The organism is Corynebacterium lujinxingii (assembly GCF_014490555.1).
In the GTDB taxonomy this organism is placed as follows: Bacteria; Actinomycetota; Actinomycetes; order Mycobacteriales; family Mycobacteriaceae; genus Corynebacterium; species Corynebacterium lujinxingii.
This window is the reverse complement of record NZ_CP061032.1, coordinates 864,045-889,804: the sequence shown is the minus strand read 5'-3', so window position 1 is coordinate 889,804 and position 25,760 is coordinate 864,045. Positions and strand designations below refer to the sequence as shown.

General features: G+C 64.2%; 26 protein-coding genes and 1 riboswitch. Of the genes, 13 read left to right on the top strand and 13 right to left on the bottom strand.

Features of this window, described 5'->3' with window-relative positions; translation table 11 throughout:
- Nucleotides 1–93 precede the first annotated feature (93 nt).
- Together IAU68_RS04485 and IAU68_RS04480 are read left to right on the top strand one after the other, a co-directional pair.
- On the top strand, nt 94–768 hold the full coding sequence (locus tag IAU68_RS04485; protein ID WP_171193539.1) for an Rv1157c family protein: 675 nt from the start codon (nt 94–96) through the stop codon (nt 766–768).
- A gap of 3 nt (nt 769–771) precedes the next feature.
- Nucleotides 772–1,311 (top strand): DUF402 domain-containing protein, encoded by a 540-nt coding sequence (locus IAU68_RS04480; protein WP_171193540.1) that lies wholly within the window; start codon nt 772–774, stop codon nt 1,309–1,311.
- Here IAU68_RS04480 and IAU68_RS04475 read toward each other — a convergent pair.
- The 9 genes from IAU68_RS04475 to IAU68_RS04435 form a co-directional block, all read right to left on the bottom strand.
- Nucleotides 1,292–1,765 (bottom strand): nucleoside/nucleotide kinase family protein, encoded by a 474-nt coding sequence (locus tag IAU68_RS04475; protein ID WP_171193541.1) that lies wholly within the window; start codon nt 1,763–1,765, stop codon nt 1,292–1,294. The genes IAU68_RS04480 and IAU68_RS04475 overlap by 20 nt on opposite strands.
- Complete coding sequence (locus IAU68_RS04470) at nt 1,762–2,523, bottom strand: energy-coupling factor transporter transmembrane component T family protein (RefSeq protein WP_171193542.1); 762 nt, start codon at nt 2,521–2,523, stop codon at nt 1,762–1,764. The genes IAU68_RS04475 and IAU68_RS04470 overlap by 4 nt, the downstream gene beginning before the upstream one ends.
- A 3-nt stretch (nt 2,524–2,526) precedes the next feature.
- Nucleotides 2,527–3,855: an ABC transporter ATP-binding protein gene (locus IAU68_RS04465; protein WP_171193543.1), complete on the bottom strand. Its 1,329-nt coding sequence runs from the start codon at nt 3,853–3,855 to the stop codon at nt 2,527–2,529.
- Nucleotides 3,856–4,449 (bottom strand): ECF transporter S component, encoded by a 594-nt coding sequence (locus IAU68_RS04460; RefSeq protein ID WP_231699095.1) that lies wholly within the window; start codon nt 4,447–4,449, stop codon nt 3,856–3,858. It abuts the gene before it with no gap.
- A riboswitch (TPP riboswitch) is annotated at nt 4,440–4,545 on the bottom strand. (Overlaps the previous gene by 10 nt.)
- Before the next feature lie 91 nt (nt 4,546–4,636).
- On the bottom strand, nt 4,637–6,328 hold the full coding sequence (locus IAU68_RS04455; protein WP_171193545.1) for an ABC transporter ATP-binding protein: 1,692 nt from the start codon (nt 6,326–6,328) through the stop codon (nt 4,637–4,639).
- Complete coding sequence (locus tag IAU68_RS04450; protein ID WP_171193546.1) at nt 6,325–7,320, bottom strand: ABC transporter permease; 996 nt, start codon at nt 7,318–7,320, stop codon at nt 6,325–6,327. Before IAU68_RS04450 ends, IAU68_RS04455 begins: the two co-directional genes overlap by 4 nt.
- A complete protein-coding gene (locus IAU68_RS04445) occupies nt 7,313–8,239 on the bottom strand; it encodes an ABC transporter permease (RefSeq protein WP_171193547.1) in 927 nt (308 codons plus the stop codon). The genes IAU68_RS04450 and IAU68_RS04445 overlap by 8 nt, the downstream gene beginning before the upstream one ends.
- A gap of 118 nt (nt 8,240–8,357) precedes the next feature.
- Entirely contained in the window at nt 8,358–9,947 is a 1,590-nt protein-coding gene (locus IAU68_RS04440) for a peptide ABC transporter substrate-binding protein (RefSeq protein ID WP_171193548.1), read from the bottom strand.
- Between the two features lie 219 nt (nt 9,948–10,166).
- Nucleotides 10,167–11,756 (bottom strand): peptide ABC transporter substrate-binding protein, encoded by a 1,590-nt coding sequence (locus tag IAU68_RS04435; protein WP_171193549.1) that lies wholly within the window; start codon nt 11,754–11,756, stop codon nt 10,167–10,169.
- A gap of 218 nt (nt 11,757–11,974) precedes the next feature.
- Between IAU68_RS04435 and IAU68_RS04430 the strand changes: the two genes are divergently transcribed.
- The 5 genes from IAU68_RS04430 to IAU68_RS04410 all read left to right on the top strand — a co-directional run bounded on the left by IAU68_RS04430 (nt 11,975) and on the right by IAU68_RS04410 (nt 17,552).
- Nucleotides 11,975–12,937: a DUF808 domain-containing protein gene (locus tag IAU68_RS04430; protein ID WP_171193654.1), complete on the top strand. Its 963-nt coding sequence runs from the start codon at nt 11,975–11,977 to the stop codon at nt 12,935–12,937.
- An 18-nt stretch (nt 12,938–12,955) separates the two neighbouring features.
- Nucleotides 12,956–14,017, top strand: coding sequence for a hypothetical protein (locus tag IAU68_RS04425; RefSeq protein ID WP_171193550.1), 1,062 nt, complete (start codon nt 12,956–12,958; stop codon nt 14,015–14,017).
- 54 nt (nt 14,018–14,071) lie between these two features.
- On the top strand, nt 14,072–14,491 hold the full coding sequence (locus IAU68_RS04420; protein ID WP_171193551.1) for a cupin domain-containing protein: 420 nt from the start codon (nt 14,072–14,074) through the stop codon (nt 14,489–14,491).
- Between the two features lie 123 nt (nt 14,492–14,614).
- On the top strand, nt 14,615–16,078 hold the full coding sequence (locus IAU68_RS04415; RefSeq protein WP_231699094.1) for a DUF4185 domain-containing protein: 1,464 nt from the start codon (nt 14,615–14,617) through the stop codon (nt 16,076–16,078).
- Nucleotides 16,079–16,109: 31 nt separating this feature from the next.
- The gene (locus IAU68_RS04410) at nt 16,110–17,552 is read left to right on the top strand and encodes a DHA2 family efflux MFS transporter permease subunit (RefSeq protein ID WP_231699093.1); all 1,443 of its coding nucleotides are present in this window, start codon (nt 16,110–16,112) and stop codon (nt 17,550–17,552) included.
- Nucleotides 17,553–17,562: 10 nt separating this feature from the next.
- On the opposite strand, the gene IAU68_RS04405 is transcribed toward IAU68_RS04410, so the two are convergent.
- On the bottom strand, nt 17,563–18,072 hold the full coding sequence (locus tag IAU68_RS04405) for a pyridoxamine 5'-phosphate oxidase family protein (protein ID WP_171193552.1): 510 nt from the start codon (nt 18,070–18,072) through the stop codon (nt 17,563–17,565).
- A gap of 78 nt (nt 18,073–18,150) precedes the next feature.
- Between IAU68_RS04405 and IAU68_RS04400 the strand changes: the two genes are divergently transcribed.
- Complete coding sequence (locus IAU68_RS04400; protein WP_171193553.1) at nt 18,151–18,918, top strand: spermidine synthase; 768 nt, start codon at nt 18,151–18,153, stop codon at nt 18,916–18,918.
- Here the strand turns inward: IAU68_RS04400 and IAU68_RS04395 are convergent.
- The gene (locus tag IAU68_RS04395; RefSeq protein WP_171193554.1) at nt 18,915–19,460 is read right to left on the bottom strand and encodes a 2'-5' RNA ligase; all 546 of its coding nucleotides are present in this window, start codon (nt 19,458–19,460) and stop codon (nt 18,915–18,917) included. The genes IAU68_RS04400 and IAU68_RS04395 overlap by 4 nt on opposite strands.
- On the opposite strand from IAU68_RS04395, the gene IAU68_RS04390 reads away from it, so the two are divergent.
- Nucleotides 19,459–19,620, top strand: a complete 162-nt coding sequence (locus IAU68_RS04390; protein ID WP_171193555.1) for a hypothetical protein — start codon at nt 19,459–19,461, stop codon at nt 19,618–19,620. The genes IAU68_RS04395 and IAU68_RS04390 overlap by 2 nt on opposite strands.
- Here the strand turns inward: IAU68_RS04390 and IAU68_RS04385 are convergent.
- Entirely contained in the window at nt 19,617–21,908 is a 2,292-nt protein-coding gene (locus IAU68_RS04385; RefSeq protein WP_171193556.1) for an ATP-dependent DNA ligase, read from the bottom strand. The genes IAU68_RS04390 and IAU68_RS04385 overlap by 4 nt on opposite strands.
- A 67-nt stretch (nt 21,909–21,975) precedes the next feature.
- Here IAU68_RS04385 and ku point away from each other — a divergent pair, with 67 nt between their 5' ends.
- A complete protein-coding gene (gene ku / locus IAU68_RS04380; protein WP_171193557.1) occupies nt 21,976–22,794 on the top strand; it encodes a non-homologous end joining protein Ku in 819 nt (272 codons plus the stop codon).
- Nucleotides 22,791–22,955, top strand: coding sequence for a hypothetical protein (locus IAU68_RS04375; protein WP_171193558.1), 165 nt, complete (start codon nt 22,791–22,793; stop codon nt 22,953–22,955). Before ku ends, IAU68_RS04375 begins: the two co-directional genes overlap by 4 nt.
- A 7-nt stretch (nt 22,956–22,962) precedes the next feature.
- On the opposite strand, the gene IAU68_RS11600 is transcribed toward IAU68_RS04375, so the two are convergent.
- On the bottom strand, nt 22,963–23,322 hold the full coding sequence (locus tag IAU68_RS11600; RefSeq protein WP_171193559.1) for a DUF3072 domain-containing protein: 360 nt from the start codon (nt 23,320–23,322) through the stop codon (nt 22,963–22,965).
- A gap of 119 nt (nt 23,323–23,441) precedes the next feature.
- Between IAU68_RS11600 and IAU68_RS04365 the strand changes: the two genes are divergently transcribed.
- Complete coding sequence (locus tag IAU68_RS04365) at nt 23,442–24,674, top strand: ABC transporter substrate-binding protein (protein WP_171193560.1); 1,233 nt, start codon at nt 23,442–23,444, stop codon at nt 24,672–24,674.
- The gene (locus IAU68_RS04360) at nt 24,675–25,757 is read left to right on the top strand and encodes a FecCD family ABC transporter permease (RefSeq protein WP_171193561.1); all 1,083 of its coding nucleotides are present in this window, start codon (nt 24,675–24,677) and stop codon (nt 25,755–25,757) included.
- Nucleotides 25,758–25,760: the final 3 nt, after the last annotated feature.

Here is a 25,760-nt window from a genome sequence, read left to right as displayed (position 1 = left end):
TCGCACACGCTAGGGCCGTTTCCACTTGACGCTGTTACTTATGTGACTAATGTTGCTGTAGTTGTTTCCTTGACCTCGGACAAAAGGACGGTTGTGCGCACTCCCCGATCCCTTGCACGCTCCGCAGTCGCGGCGGTTTGTGCTGCCGGCATGCTGGCAGCCGGTGTCGTCGATACGCAAACTGCCCACGCCGCGTCGTCGAACCCGCTCGACGAGCTCGGACGCCCAACCTCAGAGACCATCGCGCGCGTTAACGCGTTCGCCGACCAGCCGTACGTGCCGGTGCAGGTGGGCAACGCGCTGCGCACCGCAGTGGCCTTCTTCGCCGGCTCCGGCGAGATGGGCGGGCCTCCCCTGCCCAAGGACGCCCCGGCGTTCACGCAGTTCGCTTGGCCGACGGTGTCGGGAAACTGCATCGGCAAGGGGATGCACTCCACCGCCTCCGCCATTGCGGTGCCCGGACCTGCGAAATCCCCCGCCCCGGGCGCGAAGGCCGGGCAGACCACGTTCGTGTTCACCGCCCTCGGCACCCCAGCGGCCGCGCAGAAGCAGGGGCTCATGAAGGTGTACTGGGTCAACCTGAACACGCTTCGCACGGGTGTAACGCCGCTTGGCAACAACGGGATTAACCCGACAGGACCGTCCACCTTGTCCGCAACAGCGGACACGGGTTCGGGTCGCGTCCTCGCAGTTGTCGACGGTAGCGTGCGCACCACCGATCGGACCTGCGCCTTTGCCCCTACTGCCGCATCAATCAACGTGAGGTAACCGATGAGCGTCGACCTGCACCCCGTCAAGCAAGAGACCTTCGACACGGCTGCCAACATCAACACCGACCCGAAGGGTTTCCTGCGCGAGGTGGACACGTTCCGCGTCACCGACTTCGGCCTCTACATGGCCCGCGGCGCGAACCACCCGGAGTTCGGGTACCTGGAGAGCTGGCTGTTGCCCGAGCTGGGTCTGCGCGCGAACATCTTCCACTACCGCGAAGGCGCCGAGCGCGCGCAGGACTTCTACTTCGACATCGCGGATATCGACGTCGACGGCGACGTGTGGAGCACCCGCGACCTCTACGTCGACCTGGTGTCGTTGACTGGCAACCCAATCGACGTGCTCGACATCGACGAGCTCGCCGCCGCCACCTCCGCCGGCCTCATCACCGCCGAGGACGCCGAGAAGGCCATGGACGTCACCCTGAACGCGGTCGAGGGCATTACCCGCCACGGCGACGACGCGATGGAGTGGCTGCGCGCCCTCGGCATCGAACTAACCTGGGCCGACAAGGTCGAGCTCACTCCGGTCGGCGCATAACTTCCACGTCTACCGGCATTTTCGCCAGCGCCGCCTCCTGCCGCGCCCACATCTGCCACCACAGGACGTAGCCCGGGTCCCGCGCAAGCGCCCGGGCTTTTCTCGTGTTCTCGTCCGCGGTCACCCGGATCGTGTCCACGTCCCCGCGCATCCGGGCAGCGCGTATCGACGACTCCGTGACCGCCCCAACCCCTTCCACCACGAGATCCTCCCCCGGTTCGAGCGGCACCCACTCGGCGCGGCGGTGCCGGTACCAGTCCCACCGCCAGTATCCGGGGCGCACCGGGTGCAGCACGTCGCGCGCCACCATCGCGGCACCTTCTTGCAGGCCGTACCAGCCCGGATAGAAATCGTCGAGGTGCACCACGCGAATGCCCAGCGCGTCGCCGATCTGGCCGGCGAGGGTGGTCTTGCCGGACCCGGAGGCGCCGTCGATCAGCAGCGTGTAAGTCATCGCACCGACCACACCGGGCGTAGATCCCCGGTAATCCACGCGACGCCGAGGGCGACAAGCGCGGTACCGAGACAGACCGCCATGACGATCCAGTCGCGAGTGTGCAGTTTGGATTCGCGCGCCCAGGACCGTGTCGTCGGCCCACCGAAGGCGCGGGCTTCCATGGCGGTGGCGAGTTTTCCTGCGCGGCGCAATGACATCACGAGCAGCCCGAACGACAAGGAGAACCAATACTTGATCTTGCCCTGGTCGGCGATGCCTCTGGCGCGGCGGGAGCGGCGCATGGCGTCGAGGTCGTCGCGAAGCAGGGTGAGCATGCGAAGCGCTGCAACCGCGCCGATGACAAAGCGTTCCGGTAAGTGCAGCACCTGCGACAGGCCGTCGCCAAGGTCGGTGGGATCCACGTCGACGGACAGGAGGACAACAGGTAGCGCGATCGCGAGTACGCGCAGGATGACGGCCCACGCGAGCGACACCGACAACTCGGTGACGTGGACGAGCCCCCACTCGAAGTAAGTCTCGCCGCCCGCTTGTCCGTAGAGCGCCATCGGAATGCCTGCCAGTGGCGCGACGATGAGGATCGGCAGTGCCCTTTTGAAAAAGCGGCCGTAACTCAAACCGCACAGCGGCACCATGACCACAGTGAAGGCGAGCACGAAAGTGGCGGAGACCCAGTCGATGGTGAACATCAGCGGCGTGGTCAGCAGCGCCAAGCCGAGGATGCGCGTGACGGGGTTGATATTGGCCAACAGGTTCATGGGCTAGCTCTCCCCCGCCGTGATGTGCTCGGTGTGGTCGCCGAGTGAGGCGATGAACGCCTCGTCGTGGGTGATCGAGATGACCGTGACGCCGTTGTCCGTCAGTTCCCGGATCAGGCCGACAAGTTCCACGAAGGTGCGGTCGTCCTGGCCGAACGTCGGCTCGTCCAGGATGAGCAATTGCGGGGCGTTGACCAAAGCGGTAGCCACCGACAGGCGGCGCTTCTCCCCGCCGGAGAGGGTGAACGGGTTCGCGGTGACCAGGTGGTCGAGGCGGAGGCGGTGCAGGAGGTCGTCGATACGCTCCTGCGGCGCACCGGACAGTGCCATCTCCTCGCGCACGGTGGCGGTGACGAACTGGTGCTCCGGCTCCTGAAACACGTAGCCGATGCGGCTGGCCAGGTGCTTCGACGACCAGTCAATCGACGGCTTGGTCAACCCCTGGCGGATCGTTTCGGAGTACTCCACCACGCCGCGCTCCGGCGGTGTCAGACCCGCGAGTACCTGCACAAGCGTGGTTTTGCCGGAGCCGTTCTCGCCGGTGATCACGGTCGAGTAGCCCTCCGGTGCGCGAACCGTGCGCGGCGGGCCAAAACGCGTGAGCAGATTATTCGTGGCCACGGCGTCCTGCACATCAGATGGGACGTCCTTTGCCGGGGGCAGCGGCGGTGCGTCCGGAAGCTCCTCGGCAGTGATGCGGCGCAGTCCGTCGCGGTCCAGGCGATAGTAGGTGTCCACTACGTGCGCCCAGTGCTTCGGGCGGTGCTCGACCACGATCAGGGTCGCGCCGGTGCGTTTGCACACGCGGTCGACGGCATTGATCACCTCGTCTCGGCCGTGTGGGTCGAGGTTCGCGGTCGGCTCATCGAGCACGAGGATGTCGGAGCCCATCGCCAGCACCCCAGCAAGGGCGAGGCGCTGCTTCTGCCCGCCGGATAGGTGCGCGGTGCGGTGGTCGAGTGGCACGTCGAGGCCGACATCGTCCAGCGCTACCTCGACACGGCGCCAAATCTCGTCGCGGGGCACGCCGAGGTTCTCCGCGCCGAAAGCGACATCGTCGCCCACGCGGGACAAAATGGTCTGTGCCTCGGGATCCTGCAGCACCATCCCGACGGTCCCGTCGACGTCCAGGGTGCCGGCGCGGCTGCCGTCCTCGGAGTCGTCGATAAGCCGTGCGATCACCGCGAGCAGCGTCGATTTCCCGGAGCCGGAATCTCCGGTGATCAGGATGCGCTCGCCGCGCTCGACGTCGAGGTCGACGCCGGAAAATGCGGGCTCTGGACGCGTCGCGTGCTGGTAGGTCAGCCCCCGGGCGCGGATGACCGGCGCCATTTACGCAGCCTGGTCGAAGCGCTCGCGGCCGGCGCCGAAGCGGTCCAGCGCGCCGGTCTTCGCCAGCGCCTTGACCAGGTAGTACGAGAACACGCCGGCAAGGATCGCGCCGGAAATGATCAGGCAGGCCAGGTAGATGAGGTTGAACTGCAGGCTCATCGCCAGGTTCGGCGTGAGAAACAGCTCCAAGATGAACGCGCCGACACCGGCACCAATGCCGGAAAGTACGGCGACCGGCAGATCGAAGCGGCGGTAAGCGAAGATCAAAAACAGCAGCTCCGCGCCGAAGCCCTGCGCCAGGCCCGAGTACAAGGTCTCAATGCCCCACTGGCTCCCCAGCACGGCCGACACAGAAGCAGCAACTACCTCGACGAACACCGCGGCGCCCGGCTTGCGGATGATCAGGCCACCGAGCACACCGCCGGTAAACCAGATACCGGTGACCAGCCCACCCAGGCCCGGGGTCAGGGCGTCGAGCGCCTTAAACCCCGCGTAGCCGATGCTGTTCCACACCCAAAACAGCAGGCCGCAGGCCACACCCAACACAGCGGCGGTGACAATGTCGATCACACGCCACGAATAGTTCTTCGTCATAATCTTCCTTCCTCGCGCCGGCATTACCCGGATCAGGTTCTACGGTTCGCCGTCAACCGGCATCTCAGCTGCAACGCAGCTCCCGTGCAGTGTTCAGTTCTCCGGCGATGCTACAACATGGCCCAGACATGCTTATCGACGACGTCCGCAGGCCGGCTGCGTGGCGTCGTCGATAAGCAAATGGCTCCTAGCCGCGGCCCAACTCGATGTTGAGGCCCGGCACGGAATCGATCAGGTTGCGGGTGTACTCCTCCTGCGGGGTGTCGAAGATCGCGTCCGCGGGGCCCTGCTCCACCACCTTGCCCTGGCGCATGACCACGATGTCGTCGGCGGTCTCGCGCACCACCGCGAGGTCGTGGGTGATGAACAGATAGGACAGGTCCATCTCCGCCTGGAGCTCCTTGAGCAGGGTGAGGATCTGGTCCTGGACCAGCACGTCGAGGGCCGAGACCGCCTCGTCGAGCACAATGACCTCCGGGTCGAGCGCCATTGCACGCGCAATCGCGATGCGCTGGCGCTGACCGCCGGAGAGCTCGTTGGGGTATCGGCGCATCGCGGAGCGCGGCATCTGCACCTTGTCCAGCAGCTCCGCCACGCGGGCCTCGCGCTGCTTGCGGTTGCCCACCTTGTGCAGGCGCAACGGCTCCTCGATGCAGCGGTAGATGGAAAACATCGGGTCGAGCGAGCCGTACGGGTTCTGGAACACCACCTGCATCTTGCGGCGGATGTTGAAGAGCTCCTTGCGGCTCAACTTCGAGATGTCCTGGCCCTCGAAGTACACGGTGCCGCTGGTCGGCTCGAGCAGACTCAGCGCCATATTGGCCACGGTGGACTTACCGGAGCCGGACTCGCCGACGAGCGCGAGTGTGGTGCCGCGGCGCAGGTCGAAGGACACCTCGTCTACGGCGCGCAACACCTTCTTGTCCGCCTTCTGGCCGCGGACATCGAACTCCTTGACCAGATTGTTCACGCGGATGACCACGTCCTCCGGTGTGGTCTCCACCGCCTTCGCGCTTTCGCCGGTGGAGGCGGCCTGGGTGCGGGCGGCGGCGAGCGACGGTGCGGCGTCGACAAGCCTGCGGGTGTACGGGTGCTTCGGGTTGCGCAGTATGTCCAGGCTCGGGCCACGCTCGACCACGCGGCCGCGGTGCATGACCAGCAGGTGGTCGGCGCGCTCGGCGGCCAGGCCGAGGTCGTGCGTGATGAACAGCAGCGCAGTCTGCGACTCCTGCGTGAGCGTCTCAAGGTGGTCCAGGATGCGCTTTTGCACGGTCACGTCGAGGGCCGAGGTCGGCTCGTCAGCAATGAGCAGCTCCGGGTTGGCGGCCAGGCCCATCGCGATGAGCGCGCGCTGGCGCATACCGCCGGAGAACTCGTGCGGGAACTGCGTCGCACGGCGCTCCGCATCCGGCAGGCCGGCGTGCTCGAGGAGCTCGATGACGCGCTGGTGGCGCTCGGAGCCCTCCACGATGTTGTTCGCCTTGAGCGACTCCTCTACCTGTGTACCGATGCGCCACACCGGATTCAGGTTGGACATCGGATCCTGCGGCACCAAGCCGATCCTGTTGCCGCGGACCTTCTGCCAGCCCTTCTCGTCCAGGCCGGTGAGTTCTTCGCCACGCAGCTTGATCGAACCCTGCGTGACCTTGCCGGTGCCGGGGAGAAGACCCAGCACGGCCATAGCCGAGGTGGACTTGCCGGAGCCGGACTCGCCCACGATGGCCACCTTCTGGCCCGGGTAGATGGTCAGGTCGAAGTCGCGCACCGCCTCGACCACACCGGTGGAGGACTCGAACGTGATGCGCAGGTCCTCGACCTCGAGGAGCGGCTCTGGGACGTTGCCGTTGGCGTTGTTGTCGTTACCAATTGCGGTGGTCATCGCTTCCTCGCCTTCGGATCAAGGGCGTCGCGCACGACGTCGCCCATCATGATGAAGCTCAGCACCGTCAGTGCGAGCGCAATTGCCGGGTAGAACAGCACCATCGGCTCCGTGCGTAGCGACGCCTGCGCAGCCGAAATGTCGCCGCCCCAGGACACCACCGTCGACGGCAGACCGATACCCAGGAACGACAGGGTCGCCTCCGCGACGATGAACTGGCCGAGCGCGACCGTGGCGTACACGATCACGGGTGCTGCGGCGTTGGGCAGGATGTGGGAGGTGATGATCTTCCAGTCGCTCGCGCCCACAGCACGTGCGGCGGTGACGAACTCGTCGTTCTTAATGCCCATCACGGCACCGCGGGTGATGCGCGCGATCTGGGTCCAGCCGAACATCGACAGCGCGAAGACCACCATCCAGATGGAGCGGCGGTCCTGGAACATGGACATCACGACGATCGCGGCGAGCACGAGCGGCACTGCGAAGAAGATGTCGGTCAGACGCGACAGCAGGGTGTCCCAAATACCGCCGAAGTAGCCGGCGATCGCGCCGACCAGACCACCGAGGACGGTGACAATCAGCGTGGTCAACACACCGACGGTGACGGACGCGCGGGCGCCGTAGATCATGCGCGAGTAAATGTCGCAGCCTTGACGGTCGAAGCCGAAGATGTGGCCGTCCTCCGGCCCATTGAGCGAGCGTGAGAGCATGCACTCGCGCGGGTCCGTGCTGGTGAACAGCCCCGGGAACAGCGCGATGGCAATCGCGAGCACGATGAGGACCGCGGAGATCCAGAACAGCGGGCGGCGGCGCAGGTAGTGCCAGGCTTCCGACCACTGGCTCGTCGGAGTACCCGCCTCCGGCACGGCATCGACGGCGCCGAGGCCCGTTTCGTCGGTGTCTGCGACAAAGTATTCCTGTCCGCGCAGCACCCTGGCGTTGGTGAGCGTGCGGTCTGACGTGAGACCGGGTTGTGGAATGGAATTAGTCATAGCGGATCCTTGGGTCGAGTACTGCGTAGAGCAGGTCAACGAGCAGGTTGGCGATGATGTAAATGATCACGAGCACCGTCGTGATCGACACCACGGTGGCGGGCTCACCCTTGATGATCGACTGGTAGATCTGGCCACCGATGCCGTTGATGCCGAAGATGCCCTCGGTGACAATCGCGCCACCCATCAGTGCGCCCAGGTCGGCGCCGAGGAAGGTGACCACGGGGATCATCGAGTTGCGCAGCACGTGGCGCTGCATCACGGTGCCCTCGCTCAAGCCCTTCGCGCGGGCGGTGCGCACGTAGTCGGCTCGCAGGTTCTCACTCACGGACTGGCGCGTCAGCCTGATCACATAGGCACACGACAGCGCTCCCAGCACGATTGCCGGCATGAGCAGCGCCGTAAAGGACTCGTTGCGTCCCACGGTGGCGGGCAGCACTCCCCATTTCACGCCGAGGAGGTACTGCAGGACGAAGCCGATGACAAACGACGGGATCGCGATAACGATGAGCGAAGCGACGAGAATCGTGGAGTCGAAGATTCCGCCGCGGCGCACACCGGCGATGACGCCGAAGATGATGCCGAAGACGGCTTCGAACGCGAGCGCCATCAAACCGAGCTTGATGGTCACGGGGAACGCATTCGCCATGACCGACGACACCGGCTGGCCGGAGAAGGTCTTGCCGAAATCGCCCATGAAGATGCCCTTGATGTAGAGCAGGTACTGGACGAGAAACGGCTTATCCAGGTTGTATTCCGCTTCGATGCGGGCACGCGCAGCCTCGGACAGGCCGCGGTCGCCACCGAGCGCCTGCACAGGGTCGCCCGGCATGAGGAAGACGAGGGCGTAGAGCAACAAGGTGGCCCCGAAGAACACGGGGATCATTTGGAGCAGCCGCCGCCCTATATAACGCAGCATGGTTCCGGGCTCTCCTTTTCAACATGTTTGGGTACGAAAACCATAACGGGTGTGATGCAAGTAATGACCCGCCGCAAAACGCGAACGGGTCACCCTGCGTGGTTGTTTAAATTACCACTTAGTTTTTGGTGATCTGGTGCAGCTCCGGCAGCGAACGCCAGGAGAATTCGACATTCTCCACGTTCTCCGAGTAACCACCGGTCACGTTCGAGTACCACAGCGGGATCGCCGGCAGATCCTCAAACAGAACCGTCTGGACCTCGTTGTACTTCTCCGCTGCCGCCTCCGGGGACTCGGCAGACGCCGCTTCCGACAGCAGGGTGTCCACAGCCGGGTTGGAGTAGCGGGCGTAGTTGGACGATCCGTTGGTGCTGTACAGCGGGATCAGGAAGTTACCCAGCGACGGGTAGTCCGCGCTCCAGCCGGTACGGAACGCGCCCTTGACCGCGTCGTTGTCCATGTCGTCGAGAAGCGACTTGAAGTCCGGGTACGCATTGCCCACGGCCTCAACGCCGATGGCGTTACGGATGGAGTTCGCGACCGCGTCGACCCAGGCCTGGTGGCCGCCGTCGGCGTTGTAGGAGATCTCGAGCTCACCGTCGAACTTGTTGATCTTGTCGGCGGCCTCCCAGAGACGCTTCGCTTCTTCCGGGTCGTACTTGAGCACGTCGACGCCCTCGAGGTTGTCCGAGTGACCCGGGATGACCGGAGCGGCGAAGTCGGTCGCCGGGGTGCGGGTGCCTTCAAAAATGGTCTGGGTGATCTCGTCGCGGTCGATCGCCCTCGAGATCGCCTGGCGACGCAGCTTGCCTTCCTCGCCGCCGAAGTGCTCCTCGTTCTCGTTGAGGGTCACCGACTGGAACGCGGCAGCCGGCTGGTTAACGGCACGCTCGCCGAGCTCCTCTTCAAAGTTGGACATTGCGGAGTCCGGTACGGCGTCGAGCACGTCGAGGTTGCCGGAGAGTAGGTCCGCGTACGCGGCGTCCTGCTGGGCGTAGAAGACGAAGTTCACGCCGTCGTTCTGCGCCTTGCGGTCGCCCTGGTACTCCTCGTTCGGCACCACAATGGCGTCCTGGTTGTGGTTCCACTCCAACAGCTTGTACGGGCCGTTGGCAATCGGGTTCTCGCCGTAGGCTTCCATATCGTCGAAGGCGGACGGATGCAGCGGCGCGTAGGCGACGTAGCCGAGGCGCTGCGGGAAGTCCGCTTCCGGCTGCTCGAGCTCGATGGTGAAGGTCTTGTCGTCGACAACCTCAAGGCCCTCGAGCGGCTTGCCATCCTCGTAGCCCTTGATCGGCTCGAAGAAGGACGAGTTCATCTGCGAGTTCTCAACAGCGTAGTTCCACGCGTCGACGAAGTCGTTCGCCGTCACCGGAGTGCCGTCGGCCCACTTAGTGTCCTTCAGCGTGACGCGGTAGGACTTCTCACCTTCCGGCTCGATGGACTCGGCGAGCTCGTTGTGGCTCTCGCCGTCCTTGTCGTAGTAGGTCAGGCCGGCGTAGAGCACGTCGGTGATGCGGCCGCCGCCGGTCTCGTTGGTGTCGCCCGGCAGCAGCGGACGCTGCGGCTCGGAACCGTTGACCAGGATGTATTTGTCGCCGCCGTTGCCGCCGTCGGCTGCGTTGTCGGCTGAGTCGCTGCCGCACGCGGCGAGGCCAAGCGTCAGTGCGCTGGCGCCGAGAACGGCTACTGCTTTCTTGATGTGCACCTTGACTCCTTCTTTTTCGGGCTCCGCCGAGTGTGTGTCCTGGGACACTCAGCGGTCTATAAGGAGTTCACCACAACAATTGCACGTTCCCATAATTCGGTAACGCGAAAGAAAAGTCGGGAACGCGCGCAAAAAATAGACCGCGCCGCCACAACCCAGGGCAGATGTGGACAGTGCGGTCTGCTTTGGCGCCGTGAATCTAATTCATAGGGCCGCGGCCTAATTCTTCGTGATCTGGTAGTACAACGGGACCTGGTTCCAACCGAAGACAACGTTGTCCACGTCCTCAGAAGATCCACCGGTCAGGTTCGAGTACCACAGCGGGATTGCGGGCAGATCCTGCAGCAAGATTTCCTGGGCCGCGTTGAGGTCATCGACCGCCGCCTCTTGGTTCTCAGCGCCGTTGGCCTTCTTCAACAGGTCATCAAACTCCGGGTTGGAGTAGTCGCCGTCGTTGGATCCTGCGCCGGTGCCGTAGAGGGGACCAAGGAAGTTGCTCAGCAGCGGGTAGTCCGCCTGCCAGCCGGTACGGAACGCCCCGTCGATGGTGCGCTCGGTCACGTCGTCACGCAGCGACTTGAAGTCCGGGTACGCGTTGCCGGTCGCCTCGATGCCGAGCGTGTTGCGGATGGAGTTGGTCACCGCATCCACCCATGCCTGGTGTCCGCCGTCGGCGTTGTAAGCGATGGTGAACTCACCCTCGAACGGCGCAATCGCCTCCGCTTCAGCCCACAGTCGCTTGGCTTCCTCCGGATCGTACTCCAGCACTTCAGCACCCTCGAGGCTGTCGGAGTGGCCCGGCAGGACCGGCGAGGTGAAGTCGGTCGCTGGGGTGCGGGTGCCGTCGAAGATGGTCTCCGTGATCCCCTCGCGGTCGATCGCACGCGAGATTGCTTGACGACGAAGCGCGCCCTCCTCACCAGAGAAGTGGTCGGCATTTTCGCCGATCGTGATCGACTGGAAGATCGCGGCCGGCTGGTTCACCGCGCGCTCCCCCAGCTCATCTTCAAAGGTGGAGAACGCAGAATCCGGAATCGCGTCAAGCACGTCGAGGTTGCCGGACAACAGATCCGCGTACGCTGCATCCTGCTGTGCGTAGAAGACGTAGTCAAGGCCGTCGTTTTGCGCCTTGCGCGGTCCGTCGTACTCCCCGTTCGGAACAACCAGTGCATTCTGGTTGTGGTTCCACTCCTCCAGCTTGTACGGGCCGTTGGAGATCGGGTTCTCGCCGTATGCGTCGAAATCGTCGTACGCCGACGGGTGCAGCGGGTAGTAGGAGGCATACCCGAGCCTGCTCGGGAAGTCAGCCTCCGGCTGCGAAAGCTCGATGGTGAAGGTCTTGTCGTCGACAACCTCGAGCCCCTCGAGCGTCTTGCCTTCCTCGTACCCACTAATCGGCTCGAAGTGGTAGGCGCCGAGCAGGGAATTTTCGACAACGTAATTCCACGCGTCGACGAAGTCACTCGCCTTCACGTCGGTACCGTCGGACCACTTCGCGTCCCTCAGGGTGACTCGGTATCCGGCGTCACCTTCCGGCTCGATGGACTCGGCCAGGTCGTTGTGCACTTCGCCGTCGGCGTCATAGTAGACAAGTCCGGCGTAGATCTGATCCACGATGCGTCCACCACCGGTTTCGTTGGTGTTGCCGGGAATCAGCGGGTTCTGCGGCTCGGAGCCGTTGACCAGCACGTAGTTGTCGCCACCGGTCGCGCCACCATTGTCCGCGCTTTCGGACGAATCGCTGCAGGCGACCAGCCCAAGCGTCAACGCACCCGCGCCGAGAATCGCCGCAGTCTTTTTCAGTTGCATGTGGCCTCCTTCGACCAAATCAGGAAACTCGGCAATGTTCCGCAGTTCACATTTTGAGGTACGTGTATTCCAGCACACCGTTCAGGTCTTTGGTGGCGTTTTCACAAATAACTTTCACGCTATAGGTGTGGTCGTGGACAATCGTCGGTTTGTTTTACACTGTGCGCTTGTGGCGTTCGCGCCTGCTCGACCTGTCCCCTTCCTCCGAAAGGACCCTCATGGCCGGTGGCCTGCTAGCTCTTCTCGACGACGTCGCGCTCATCGCCCGCCAAGCGGCTGCGAGTGTCGACGACGTCGCCACACTCACCGCGAAGACGTCGTCGAAGGCCGCGGGCGTGGTTATCGACGACACGGCGGTAACCCCGCAGTACGTCTCTGGCGTCACCCCGGCCCGCGAGCTGCCGATGATCTGGAAGATCACCAAGGGCTCGCTGCGCAACAAGTTGCTCATCATTCTGCCGATCGCGCTGCTGCTCAACGCGTTCGCGCCGTGGGCGCTCGTCCCGATCCTCATGCTCGGCGGCGCGTATCTGAGCTTCGAGGGCGCGGAGAAGATCATCCACAAGCTCACCACCGACTCCAAAGAACAGGAAGAGCAAGCGGTCAATAAGTCCGAGCAGGACGAGGACTCCCTTGTCAGCAGCGCGATCCGCACCGACCTCATCCTGTCCGCGGAGATCATGATCATCGCACTCGACGAGGTCAAAGACCAGTCCATCTGGATGGAAGCCGCCGTACTGATTGCGGTGGGCATCTTCATCACCCTGGCCGTCTACGGCGCGGTGGCGCTGTTGGTGAAGATCGACGACATCGGCCGCGGCATGATCGAGCGCGGCAACGCTCCGAAGACCGGCCGAGCGCTGGTCAAGGGCATGCCGTACGTGCTCAACATCATCGGTGTCGTCGGCACCGTCGCCATGCTTTGGGTCGGCGGCCACCTCATCGTCCGCGGCCTCGACGAGGTGTTCGGCTTCACCTGGCCGCACGACCTGATCACCCGCGGCCAGGAGCTCGTCGGCGGCGAGGGCTTTGCCGCCTGGCTCGTCGACACCGGCGTCTCCCTTGTCGCTGGCCTTATCGTGGGCTTTACCATCGCTGCCATCGTCGGCGCGTTTGGCAAACTTCGCGGCAACAGCAGCGCTGAGGACAGTGAAGAGGACACTGAAAAGGCGGCCGCCTAGCGCGCCTACAATGCGCCCATGGCCCAAAAGCTCTACCCGCTGCCCCCGTCGACGTGGGGCGTAGCTGTCGAAATCCCGCTCGAGCACGTCTCCCAGGCGGCTCTGTTCACTGATTTCGCAGGCACCCGGGGCTCCACTTACGTTCCGGTTGTGCTCGAGGCGAATCCGCTCAACGCCTCCTGGCGGGTGCGCGTGCACAACCCCGTCTCCGCCGCCGGCCACCTGCCTGGCCCGGTCCTCGGCGAGATTTCACCGCAGTGGCGCGCGCTTTTCGACGAAACCGAGCGCATCCACTCCTCCTTTTTCAAACCCGTGACGTTGGCGGCGGTGAAACTCGACCGCGAGGCCGGCCGCTTCGAGGTCAATGTCCTCCTCCCCGAGCCCCAACTCGCTGTCCCCCGCAACAACGCCCCAGAGGACGCGGCGGTGCTGCCCGCCGGCGACATGCTCGTCATCAACACCGCCGAAGGCGAGTTCGACGGCGCGGAGCTAGACAAACGCTCGCCCGGCCAGTGGTTCGTGGGGCTGCAACTTGTCGACGACACCGTGGTCGCCACCCTCGACGGCCACGTCTTAGGCACCGTGGCAGAAGACGAAGTAGCCGAATGGGTGCGAGCCTTCGACCGGGGCACCCTGTGGGCGCGGGCACTCATTTTGAACGGCATGGCGGCGCTGGACGCAGGCGCGCCCGAAGAGGGCGTGGACACCGTGCCGCCGCTGAGCTCGGAACCGATCCGCCCGATCACGCCCTGGCAGATTATCGACTTCCCGGACGGCAGCTGGGCGGTCACCGTCGAGCGCGACGCCGCGACAGATCCCCAGGACACGGTCCGCCCGAAGCACACCGCGCGCTACGTCTCGCTTGAGGGCAAAGGCCGCCCCGACGAGCTCGAGGCCCCGACGGAGATGTTCGCGCGTCTCGACGAGCCGGAAACGCCGGCCGAAGAGGATGAGCCTACTCCCGCGCCGACAGCCGTTGCACAGGACCAGCCGCAGGAGCGCTACCTCACTGAGGTGGAGAAGGTGCAGCTCAGAAGGCGTAAGCGAGGTCGGCGACGCGGTGGGCGGCATCGTCGATAAGCAAACGCCCCTATGGTGGGAAGCGTAAGCGCCATTCCAACCGAAGGAGCGATTATGGCTGATCATGGACCGAACCCGTACGTCGTCGACATTGAGAAGGCGACGCTGGACAACGAGGCGTTCCGCGACACTCTGTGGACCGGCAAGAACCTGCAGCTGACCGTGATGACCATCCCAGCCGGCGGGGAGATCGGCGCCGAGATTCACGACGACCACGATCAGTTCCTCCGCCTCGAGGAAGGCGAGCTGGTGGCCAAGATCGGCGCGTCCGAGGACGACCTGGACATCGACCAGGCTGTCGGCGCCGACTGGGCAGCGTTCGTCCCGGCCGGCAAGTGGCACAATTTTGTCAACGAGTCGGACAAGCCGGCGAAGCTCTACTCCATCTACGCGCCCGCGGAGCACAAGCCGGGCACCCGCCACGAGACGAAGGCTGACGCGGACAACGACCCGCACGAGACCGACGCGGTCTAGCTCTTTCCAGTCAACGCACAGGAAAAACGTCACGGCTCCGGAACCGCACCGGGGCCGTTTTCGTTTGCTACATTCAATGGGTCTCATTCGCAATCCCCCACTTGTCTGAGAAGGCCTCTCCCCATGCGTTTTTCCCCGCGCCACCTGTCGCTTATTTGCGCCGCCACCGCCAGCAGCCTCGTCATGTCCGGCACCGTCTGTGTCACCGCGTCCGCGGAGTCGAGCTTGAGCTCGCTGTCGTCGTCACGCTCCGCCCCGAAGACGTTCACGCCGGTCAAGCCGCCGGAAAAGCGCGCATCCGAGCCGGTGACCATGCCCGACGGCACCACGGTGCAAATCATGGACGACCTGCTCGGCCGCTACTCGGCGCACACCGGGTTCCGCGAGGGCGACTTGGGCATCATGGCCCCGCTGACCAACAGCGACGAGTTCGCGCTGGTGTTCGGCGATTCGTTCCGCACCTCCATCACCAAGGGCAAGCACCAGTGGCTCAGCCCGGTCGGTGTGGTGGCGAAGCGAAACGAGGACGGCTTCATTGAAATTGTGCGTCCACTCAACGCCGGCGAGCGGGTGGAAAACCTGGTCTCTTACTACCGCGCCGACAATCTGACCTTGATCCCGTCGGACGTGATCAACATCGACGGCACGCTGTACATGCAGGGCATGTGGAACCAGGGCATCGGCAACGTGCTGCGCACCCAGATCTGGAAGTCCACCAACAACGGCAAAACCTGGCAGTCGGTCGCCGTAACGGGGGCCGACTACATCGACGGCATGGGCGACCTGCTCACCTGGGAGAAGGGCCAGGACGGCTATATCTACGTCATGTCCACGAAGTTTAAGCGGGAAGACTCGGTGTTCCTGTCCCGCTTCAAGCCGGAAGATATCGGCGATCGATACAAGTGGGAGCTCTATAACGCGTCCACCGGTGAGTGGGGCAACGTGGCTTCGCCGATTCTGGATAGCGGCGTGCAGGCCGGCGAGATGAACCTGCGCTACATCGACGGCCACTGGGTGCTCGTAATGTTCAACCGGAAGACGCTGGCTATCGAGGTCCGCATTTCCGACACACTGGTGCAGAATTGGAACGACGTGCCTGTGGCCACCGTCGCCAAGAACGGGCCGTGGTCTCGTGAGCAGACTCCGGAGAACTGGTCGCAGCCCTACGGCGGCTACATCGTGCCGGGCTCGCACATCGACGACATGGACATCGTCGTTTCGCAGTGGAACACGAAGACCCAGGAACGCTATATGTCCACCCAGTTCAACGTAAAGGGCCTGGACAAGTTCTTCGGCATTGACATCGACACCGCCTATCAGGAGCCGGAGGCGATCATGGTCGAAGAGTTCGACGCCGACGACGACACCCCGGACATGCAGGCGGAGGACTCCTTGTTGTCCAGCAGCTCGGAGGTGTTCCTCTCCTCTGAGGACCACAGCGCGCTGCGCACCGCCGGCATCGTCCTCGGTGTGCTGGCGGCCCTCGGCGCAGCCGGTGCGCTGGCGTTCCCGTTGATCAGGGATTACATCCCGGAGCCGGTGGTGAACATGCTGCCGCCGCAGGCGCGCCAGATGCTGCAGATTTAGTTCCCCACCCAAGCCCAGTATCATCTGCCCGGTGAACCAGATATCGAAAACTTCCCCGTGGCCGGCCTTGTGGTCGATGATGCTCGGGTTTTTCATGATTCTGGTGGATTCCACCATCGTCTCGGTGGCAATCCCGGCGATCTCGCAAGGCCTCGACGCCTCCTACAACGAAGTGCTGTGGGTCAACAGCGCGTATCTGCTCGCCTATGCGGTGCCGCTTCTGATCACCGGCCGCCTCGGCGACCGCTTCGGCCCGCGCACGATCTACCTCATCGGGCTATTCATCTTCACCGTGTCCTCGCTCGCCTGCGGGCTGGCGGACACGTCCGCAGCCCTCATCGCGGCGCGTGCGTTCCAGGGTTTGGGCGGTGCGATGGTCACGCCGCAGACGATGTCGGTGATGATCCGCACGTTCTCGCCGAAGGAGCGCGGCGGCGCGATGGGCGTGTGGGGCGCAACAGCCGGCCTGGCCACCGTCACCGGCCCGCTTTTGGGCGGGGTGCTTGTCGACGCCGCCGGCTGGCCCTGGATCTTCTACGTCAACGTGCCCATCGGCATCCTGGGCCTCATCTTGGCGTGGATCTTCGTGCCCAAACTCGAACAAACCAACCGCCACTTCGACTGGCTCGGCGTGGTGCTCAGCGCCATCGGCATGTTCTGCCTGGTCTTCGGCGTGCAGGAGGCGCAGCACTTCGGCTGGGATTGGCGCGTGTGGGCCCTACTCGCCTTCGGCGCCGTCGCGATGGTCGCCTTCTTCCGTTGGCAGGCGCGCCAGTCCACCAATGCGCTGGTGCCGCTCGCGCTGTTCGACGACCGCAACTTCTCGCTTGCAGCACTGACCATCTCCACCGTGGGGTTTGCGGTGTCCACCTACGTTATCCCGTGGATGATCTACGTGCAGACGGTGCAAGAGCTCTCCCCGACTCACGCGGCGCTGCTCATCTTGCCGTCTGGTTTGGTCTCGGGGTTCTTGTCGCCCTACATCGGAAGGCTGACCAACACCCACGACCCGAAACCGTTCGCCATCGCGGGCATGACCTTAGGGGCGCTCAGCGTCGGTGCGACCGCGATGATTACCGATCCGGGTGTGAGCACGAATTGGATGTATCTAATCTCGGTGGTCTACGGCGTGGCCAACTCCATGATCTGGGGGCCGCTTTCCATGATCGCCACCCGTAACCTGGATCCGCGCTTGGCCGGTGCGGGCTCGAGTGTGTATAACACCACCCGTCAGATCGGCGCGGTGATCGGCTCCGCAGCGATCGCGGCGATGATGTCGGCACAGCTGGATGCGCGCCTCGGCAGCGATGACGCCGGCCCAGCGCCAACACAGACCACCGGTGTCCTGCCGGAGTTTCTGCACGAGCCGTTCGCGCTTGCTATGGGCACCTCGATTTGGTTGCCCGGCGCGGTCATGGCTGCGGGTGCGATCGCGGCATGCTTCTTCGCAAAGACGAAGTCTTGGAGCGCGTAAGCCCTGGTACCTACCGTTGCAGGCGGATGCGGTCCCAGTGGTCGAATTCGTCGAGCGTGTAAATTACCCGATCCGAGTGGAGCCGGTCGTCCCACAGGAAGGTGAATTCGAAGTGCTCCGGCTTCACGCACCACACGTTCAGGCGCTCACCGCCAAAGTGGCGCGAGGCGGTGCCCCGCACGCGGACCGCCCTGCGCAATGGCTGCCACCAAAAACACATCGCGGCAGCCCCCACCTGTTCCAGTTGCGACACCTTTGCGGTCTTCGCGGAGGTGCCGAAGTGGAAACCTTTTTCGTCAAGCGAAATGATGTCGACCATTCGCGCGTCGGGCATGCCGTGTTCGTCGACAGTGGCCACTGTCACCGCGGAAGGGTCACCGACACCGTGCGCCACCGCCTCCTCGAACCATTGGGTGAACAGTTCGTTCGGGTCGCGAGGAAGCGAGCTCAAGTCGAATTCCGAGACCGAGGCATGCGTCTTCGGAAGCTCGCCGATATAGTCCTGCGACAGATACACCATATTGCGATCGTAACAACCAGCGTCGCAAAATTTGTCCCGTTGGTGCCACGTTGCCCAATCAACCGATAGAAATTGTCCATGCCTAACCCGCGCCGCAAGCCGCGCACCCCGAAGCGGCGCATTGCTGGCTCCTACCCGATCGCATCCGGACACGCGACCATCGTCGCCGACCCCGAGCGCGACGGCGCGTACATCTTGGAAGTCAACAACGTCCCGTCGTCTTATGTGGTGCCCGGCGCGCCGGAGGTGCTCGAGTACGACTACATGCGCTGGATCGCTTCCTTCATCGAGGGCGTCGCGTTGCCGGTGCCGTTCACCGCGGTGCATTTAGGCGCTGCCGGCTGCGCATTGCCGAGTTATGTTCAGCACCGGTGGGATAGCGAAAACATCGCAGTTGAGCTGGACGGCGCGCTGGCGAAACTGGTCCGCGACGTGTTCGACCCACCGGTTGCCATCAAGGTTGCTGAGGCCCGCGCGTTCACCCATGCGATCGCACCTGGTTCGGTGGACGTGATCGTACGCGACGTGTTTGCCGGTCCGGATACTCCGCGCCCGCTGACCACGGTGGAGTATTACCGTGCTGTTTACCGGTCGCTGCGCCCGGGCGGGGTGTTCGTGGCTAATATCGGCGATGCGCAAGGTCTCGCCCGCACCCGCGCGGAACTTGCTGGGCTGAGGCAATTGTTTGCCCACACCCGCGTGGCCGCTTCCGCGCCGGTGCTCACCGGTGGCGCCTACGGCAACGTTGTTGTCGCGGCGTCCGACACTCCACTGCGTTTCGATGGCGAGGTGCCGAGCAAGCCGGGGCAGTTGCTTATCGACGACTCCCCCGCCCGCCACGACTAGAGCTTCAATTCGGTCCCCAGCGACGGCTGGTAGAACGCGGCGTGATCGGCGGTGAGATCCTTGAAGTGCGGCGAGGTGACCTCCGCAAGGGCCGCAATGTAGTCTGGGACCACGGCTTTCGGGATGCGCAGCCCCATGGTCAGGTGCGGGATCCAGCGCGGGCCGCGTCCCTCAGGATTGGCCGCGCTGACCTGCTGGGCGGCGCGCTCGAGGTCGTCGGGGGCTTCGAGCAGCCATGCCACGGTCTGTTTTGACTTGGTGCCGAAGATGACGACGCCGGTTCGTCGTAAAGCGGAGGGCAACACGGGAGGCAATAGCGCCGCGGCCTCCCCGATTGCGCGGCGGTGCATGGTGGGAGCGAACGTCACCGAGATGTGCGGGCGCTGGCGCTGCTCAGGCAGACCGCGCTCGGCTAGGGCGGCGTAGATCTCGCGCACTGCCTGTTCTTCCTGCTCAGGAAGGCGCAACAGAATGTTCTCGGGTGACACGCCAGCGAGCGTACTATCGGGGCCACTATTCACAAACGAAAGGACAACCGACATGCAAAACGATCCCGCAAAGCCCGGCTACACCACCGCAGGCAGCGACAATAAGCCGGTCGACCACGACGAGGACCAGTTCGCGCAGGACACCGGCTCCGCGCTTGGCTACGGCGAGACCGCCGAAGAAAACGTGGACGACACCACCAACGAGGAGGACTAGACCTCCCAGCGGACCTCATTCGGGTCCTTGTCGTCGCGCCAGCCTCGCCACGAGGCCTGGCGCACTTTGTTATCCCGCGTCTTGCCCGCCAACTGCACCTCAGCGACGTACTTTGGGGTGACCCACCACGCATCTTTCGCGTCGGATTGGGGCACATCCACGGCGGGTGTTTTGCGCTCGATGCGGCGCAGTTTTTTGCCGATCTGATCCAGCTGCGCGTTCGAAAACCCCGTGCCCACGCGCCCCGCGTACCGCAACGTTCCGACTTCATCCGGCACCGCGACCAGCAGCGACGCAATCCCCCGCTTGCCGGTGCGCACGCCGACCACCACAACCTCCTGGTGCAGCGCACGCTTGACCTTCAGCCACTTCTCGCTGCGCCCCGGCTCGTACACCGAACGCACGTGCTTAGCGACGACACCCTCAAGCCCCAACTCACCCGCCGCTTTCCATGCGTTGTCAAAGGAGCCGCGGTACGCCGGCGGAATGACAACGTGATCTGTGGGGTCAAGCTGCTCGAGCAGTTCGCGCCGGGTCTCCCACGGTTCGCCGGTCAAGTCGCGGCCGCGCAGTCGCAGCAGGTCGAAGACCATGTAGCGCAGTTCGGCGGTGTCGTCGCTACCGTGGCGGTCCACCTTGTGCAGCAGCGAGAAATCCGGCGTGCTGTCGGGGCCAACGGCGATGAGTTCGCCGTCGGCGACGGTGTCGTCGTCAAGCATCTGCTCGAATTCGTCGGTGTGCGGGAAGAGGTCCGTGTAGTCCTTGCCGCCGCGGCTGCGCAGGCGGATGCCGCCAGACGATTCGGCGAGGATGCGGTAGCCGTCCCACTTCATCTCGAAGGCGAAAGTGGCGCCGTCCTGCTCGTCCAAGGTGATGTCGCCGCGAGTGGCGTTGGTGGGCAGCATCGGCGCGAGTTCAGGTTTGCTTTTAGCTTCGGTTTTCGGCTGGTCGTGCTTCAGCCGCAGCAACCAGCTGTTGTCGTTTGTGCGGATGAGGACGAAGCGGCGCGGCACGCCGCCGAGGCCGCCGTCGCTACGCCCCTGCAGCACGGCGATGATTTCGTTGTCGCGCCACTTTTCAATCTCACAGGTGCCGATGTCCCAAATCTTTACCGTGCCCGCGCCGTACTGACCCTTCGGGATGGTGCCTTCGAACTCGGCGTATTCGATCGGGTGATCCTCGGTCTGCACCGCCAACCGGTTGAGGTCCGTGGACAGCGGCGGGCCTTTCGGCACCGCCCAGGAGACGAGCACGCCGTCGTGCTCGAGGCGAAAATCCCAGTGCAGATGCGAGGCGTCATGCTCGCCGATGACGAAGATCGGCTCGCCGTTCCTGGGCGAGGGCGCCGCATCCGGCACGGGCTCGCCGGTCTTGGTCTTGTCGCGCATGGATCGGTAGGTCGCGAGCCGGTCCTCGCCCGGCGCGCCGAGGGCTGCGATCGGGTCGATGCCGTCTTCGACGCGCCGTATGACCTCGTCGAACTCCAGCTGCGCGAGGTCGTTCGAGGCGATTTCCTCCCACGTCCGCGGCGCGGCGACGGTCGGGCGGGCACGGCCGCGCAGCGAGTACGGACACACGGTGGTCTTCTTCCCGTTGTTTTGGCTCCAGTCGATGAACACTTTGCCGTCGCGCTGGGCTTTGGCCATGGTCGCGGTAATACGCTTCGGGTGCTCGCGCTGTAGGTGCTGCGCGAGCGTTTTCGCCACCTGCGACACTGCGTCTGCGTCGCTTGTGCCATCCAGACCGGCGTAGAGGTGGATGCCCTTCGACCCGGAGGTTACCGGCACGCAGGTCAGTCCCATGTCTTCGAGGATCTCGCGGCACATGAGCGCAACCTCGGCGGTGTCATGTAATTCCACGCCCGGACCCGGGTCCAGATCGAGCACCAACCGGTCGGGGTTTTGCGGTTTCCCGTCTGCGCCGAAGCGCCACTGTGGGGCGTGCAGTTCGAGGGCTGCGACTTGGGCGAGCCATGCCAGGGTGGCGGGGTCGTCGAGAAGCGGATACGCGTTGACGCTGGTGGTGTGCTGGATTTCGCCGGTGGGGATCCATTCTGGCGCGGAGTCTTCGAGGTCTTTGCGGAAGAAGCTGTCCGCGCCGACGCCTTCGGGCCAGCGTTTACGCGTGATCGGGCGAAGGCGCGCTTGCGGGATGAGCACGTCGGCCACGGCGAGGTAGTAGCGCATCACGTCCGCTTTGGTCGTGCCGGTTTCCGGGTAGAGCACCTTGTCCAGGTTGCTTACGGTCAGTTCGCGGCCGCCGACGCGGACCTTTTGGTCGCTTGCCATGGCCCCACAATAGAGGCGCGCTCGCGATGCGGGGCGCGTGTCGCGGGTGCTGCGTAGAGTGTGGCGCATGCGCGCTATTTGGTCCGGTTCTGTCACCTTCGGTCTCGTCAACGTCCCTGTCAAAGCGTTCGGGGCGACTGAGGACCACGATTTGTCGTTCCACCAGGTCCACGACAAGGACGGCGGGCGGATCCGTTACGAGCGCCGTTGCGAGGTGTGCGGCGAGAAGGTGGAGTACAAGCACATCGACAAGGCCTTCGAAGAAGACGGCGACACGGTGGTGCTCACGGACGAGGACTTCGATTCCCTGCCCGAGGCCGACAACGACGAGATCGAGGTCGTCCAGTTCGTGCCGGCCGACCAGATCGATCCGCTGATGCTGGAAAAGTCCTACTACCTCGCGCCTGAGGGCAAGACGCCGAAGTCGTACCTGCTGCTGCGGCAAACGCTCGAGGATTCGGATCTGATCGCGGTGGTGCGTTTCGCGCTGCGCCAGAAGACGCGCCTGGGCGTGCTGCGGGTGGTGAACAAGGTGATCGTGTTGCAGGGCCTGATGTGGGCCGACGAGGTGCGCCAGCTCGATTTCAACGGCGAGTTCAAGGGCACGAAGTCCCGCGCGAAGATCGGCGACAAGGAGCTGAAGCTGTCCAAGCAGCTGGTCGAGTCTTACGCGTCCGACTTCACGCCCGAGGAGTTCGAGGACGACTACCAGAAAGAACTGCGCAAGTTGATCGATGCCAAGTTCGAGGAGGGCGACACCTTGGACACCGACGCGACGTTCGGCGAAGCCGAGTCCGAGGACGACGACAGCGACGACAACGTGGTCGACCTCATGGAGGCGCTGAAGGCGTCACTGGACAAGCGTTCCTCGAAGGAGAGCGCATGAACCCGTTTGAACGCGCAATTGCCGCAGCACCCGACTATGTTCCGTCGTATCTTTCCGCCGTCTCGCCCGGAGCATTTTCGCTTGACGACGACTCCACGTGGCGCATCCAAGCCCGCAACTACCGCGGCGACGACGTGGTCTACGAACACGGCGCGCTGTAAGCGTGGCCTAGTTCCCGGTGAGCTTCTTCAGGCGGTCGATCTGCTCCGACGCTTGCGCCTTGGTCAGGTTCGCTGGGATTTGTTCGCCTGCTTGCTTGGCCAGGGAGTCGATGTATGACTTCTGCGCCTCGGTGGCCGGGTCATCGCCAGATACCCAATCGGAGGGATCTTTCTCCAACTCGTCGTCCTGTGCCTGGCTGGTAGCGCCGAGCACCTCTTCTCCGCTGTTCGCAGCCGGATCAGCGTGCGTTGCGTCTGGAGAAGGCTGGCCGGAAGCTTGCTGCTGCCCGTCGGTTGCGGGCTGGTCTTCGGTGGGCGGGACCTGCTCGTATGCCGGATCGTACTCAGGGTTATTTGGGGTGGTCATGATCGTCTCCTTTGCTCGATTGAATTGCTGTCATGTTACCCCCTGCCGCGACGGAAGCTTGACCGTAAGTAAGGCTTGCCTTAGTTTCTAGGTTCAGGCTTGCAAAGGTTAGCCTAACCATGTCGACGAAAGGACCCGTGTTGAAACTTCTTCACCGCGCCGGGGCAGTCATCGCCTCCGCAGCACTCGCCCTTGGCCTTACTGCCTGCTCAGGCGATGAACAGGCCCCCGATACTGCGGCGACGACTGCTGCGACGGCAACGCAGTCGTCGGCACGCGAATCGTCTGGCGCTGTCAGCGTCACGGACGCCGCAGGCCGCACGCTCGAATTCGACGAGCACCCCGACCGCATCGTGCTCGCAGAGGGCCGCGCGGTGTACGCCACCGCTGCCCTGCAGGACAATCCTTTCGACAACGTCGTCGCCTACGGCGAGGACCTGACCATGGCCGCGCCTGCCTTCAAGGAGAAGCTGCTCGAGCAGTACCCGGAGGCTAAGGACATGCCGACCATCGGCGCGATCCAGAAGGGTGACGTCACCGTGGAAAACCTGCTCGCGCAGGACCCGGACGTGGTGATCATGACCCTGGATCAGAAGCAGGCCGCCGAGGAAAGCGGTTTCCTTGCCGACATGGATGCAGCAGGGCTGAACTACGCGTTCATCGACTTCCGCCAGGAGCCGCTGGAAAACACCAGCGTATCCATGAGCCTCCTCGGCGGACTGCTGGACAAGGAGGAGCGCGCGGCGAAGTTCAACGACTTCTACACCGGCAAGGTCCAAACGGTCACCGACCGCGTCGCCGGCATCGAAGACCGACCGGACACACTCGTGTGGATGGCGGCCGGCTTCAACGACTGCTGCTCCATCGCGGGTGACGTCCACATTGGCAAGCTGGTCAGCGCGGCCGGCGGCAACAACATCGGCCCGGAGGTGCTCGGCACCGACTCCACCCAGATCACCGCGGAGAAACTCGTGGAGATCAACCCGGACAAGCTCATCGTCACCGGCGGCGAGTGGGCCCAGGACCCGACCAAGGGCGAGACCTACCGCCACGTCGAACTCGGTTACCAGGCCGACGAGGAGACGGCGAAGGAGTCCTGCGACGGTCCGCTGCTGACCCCGGGAACGGATCTGCTCGACGCGCCGAAGGACGGCAACTACTACGCCCTTTACCACCAGTTCTACGACAACCCGTTCAACGTGTTCGCGCTGGAGGCCATCGCAAAGTGGCTGCACCCGGAGGAGTTCGAGGACATCGATCCGGCCAAGGAGTTCGAGCAGTTCCACGCCGAGTGGCTCCCCTACGACTACAGTGGCACGTTCTTCATCGACCCGGAGACCGCGAATTCCTAAATGACACCAACTGTTGATTCACCAGCTTCCGTAGACCAGCAGGCGCAACTGGCAGCTATTGCGACGTACAAGCAACGGTCTCGTCGCAAAGTACTTGCGATTGCTGCCCTGTTCCTCGCGGCGGTCGTGAGTTTTATCATCGCGATCGTCGTGGGCCCGCTCGACATCTCACTTACTGACGTGTGGAACGCGGTGTTCAATCCGGAAGCGGTGGACGACCAAACGCGGACGGTCATCCGCACCCTGCGCCTGCCGGCAGCCGTGATGGCGGTGCTCGTGGGCATCGCGCTCTCGCTCGCCGGCGCGCAAATGCAGACGATTTTGGACAATCCGCTCGCCGAGCCGTTCACGCTCGGCATTTCCGCGGCGGCCGCGTTCGGCGCGGCGCTGTCCATCGTCCTCGGCATCATTGTGCTGCCGAATCCCCAGCTGAACCTCGCGTTCACCGCCGCGCTTTCAGCCCTGATCGCCGTGGCCATCGTCGCGGCCGCAGCAGTGTGGAAGGGCGCGAACGCCGAATCCATGATTCTGCTCGGCATCGCCCTGTCATTCCTGTTCCAGGCGCTGTTGTCGCTGCTGCAGTACGGCGCGAACACCGAGGCGCTGCAGCAGATCGTGTTCTGGACCATGGGCTCGCTGCAGCGCGCGAACTGGACCACCAACCTCATTCTGGGCGTGGTCATCCTCGTCGCGATCCCGTTCTGCGTCGCCAACGCGTGGCGCCTTACGGCACTTCGGCTTGGCGACGACCGCGCCGCCGCCCTCGGCATCAACGTCGCCCGCCTGCGCGTGACCACCCTGTTGGTCGCCTCGATCCTGGCGGCGGCTGCCGTGGCGTTCACCGGCATCATCGGGTTTATCGGCCTGGTCGGCCCGCACGTCGCCCGCATGCTCGTCGGCGAGGACCAGAAGTTCTTCCTCCCCGCCTCCGCCGCAGCCGGCGCGATGTTGCTCAGCGTCGCCTACGCGGTGTCGCTGTCCATCATCCCGGGCGTGGCCATCCCGATCGGCATCATCACCGCCCTTGTCGGTGTCCCGTTCTTCATCTTCCTCATCTTCACCCGCACGCGGCGGAAAGGATAAGGC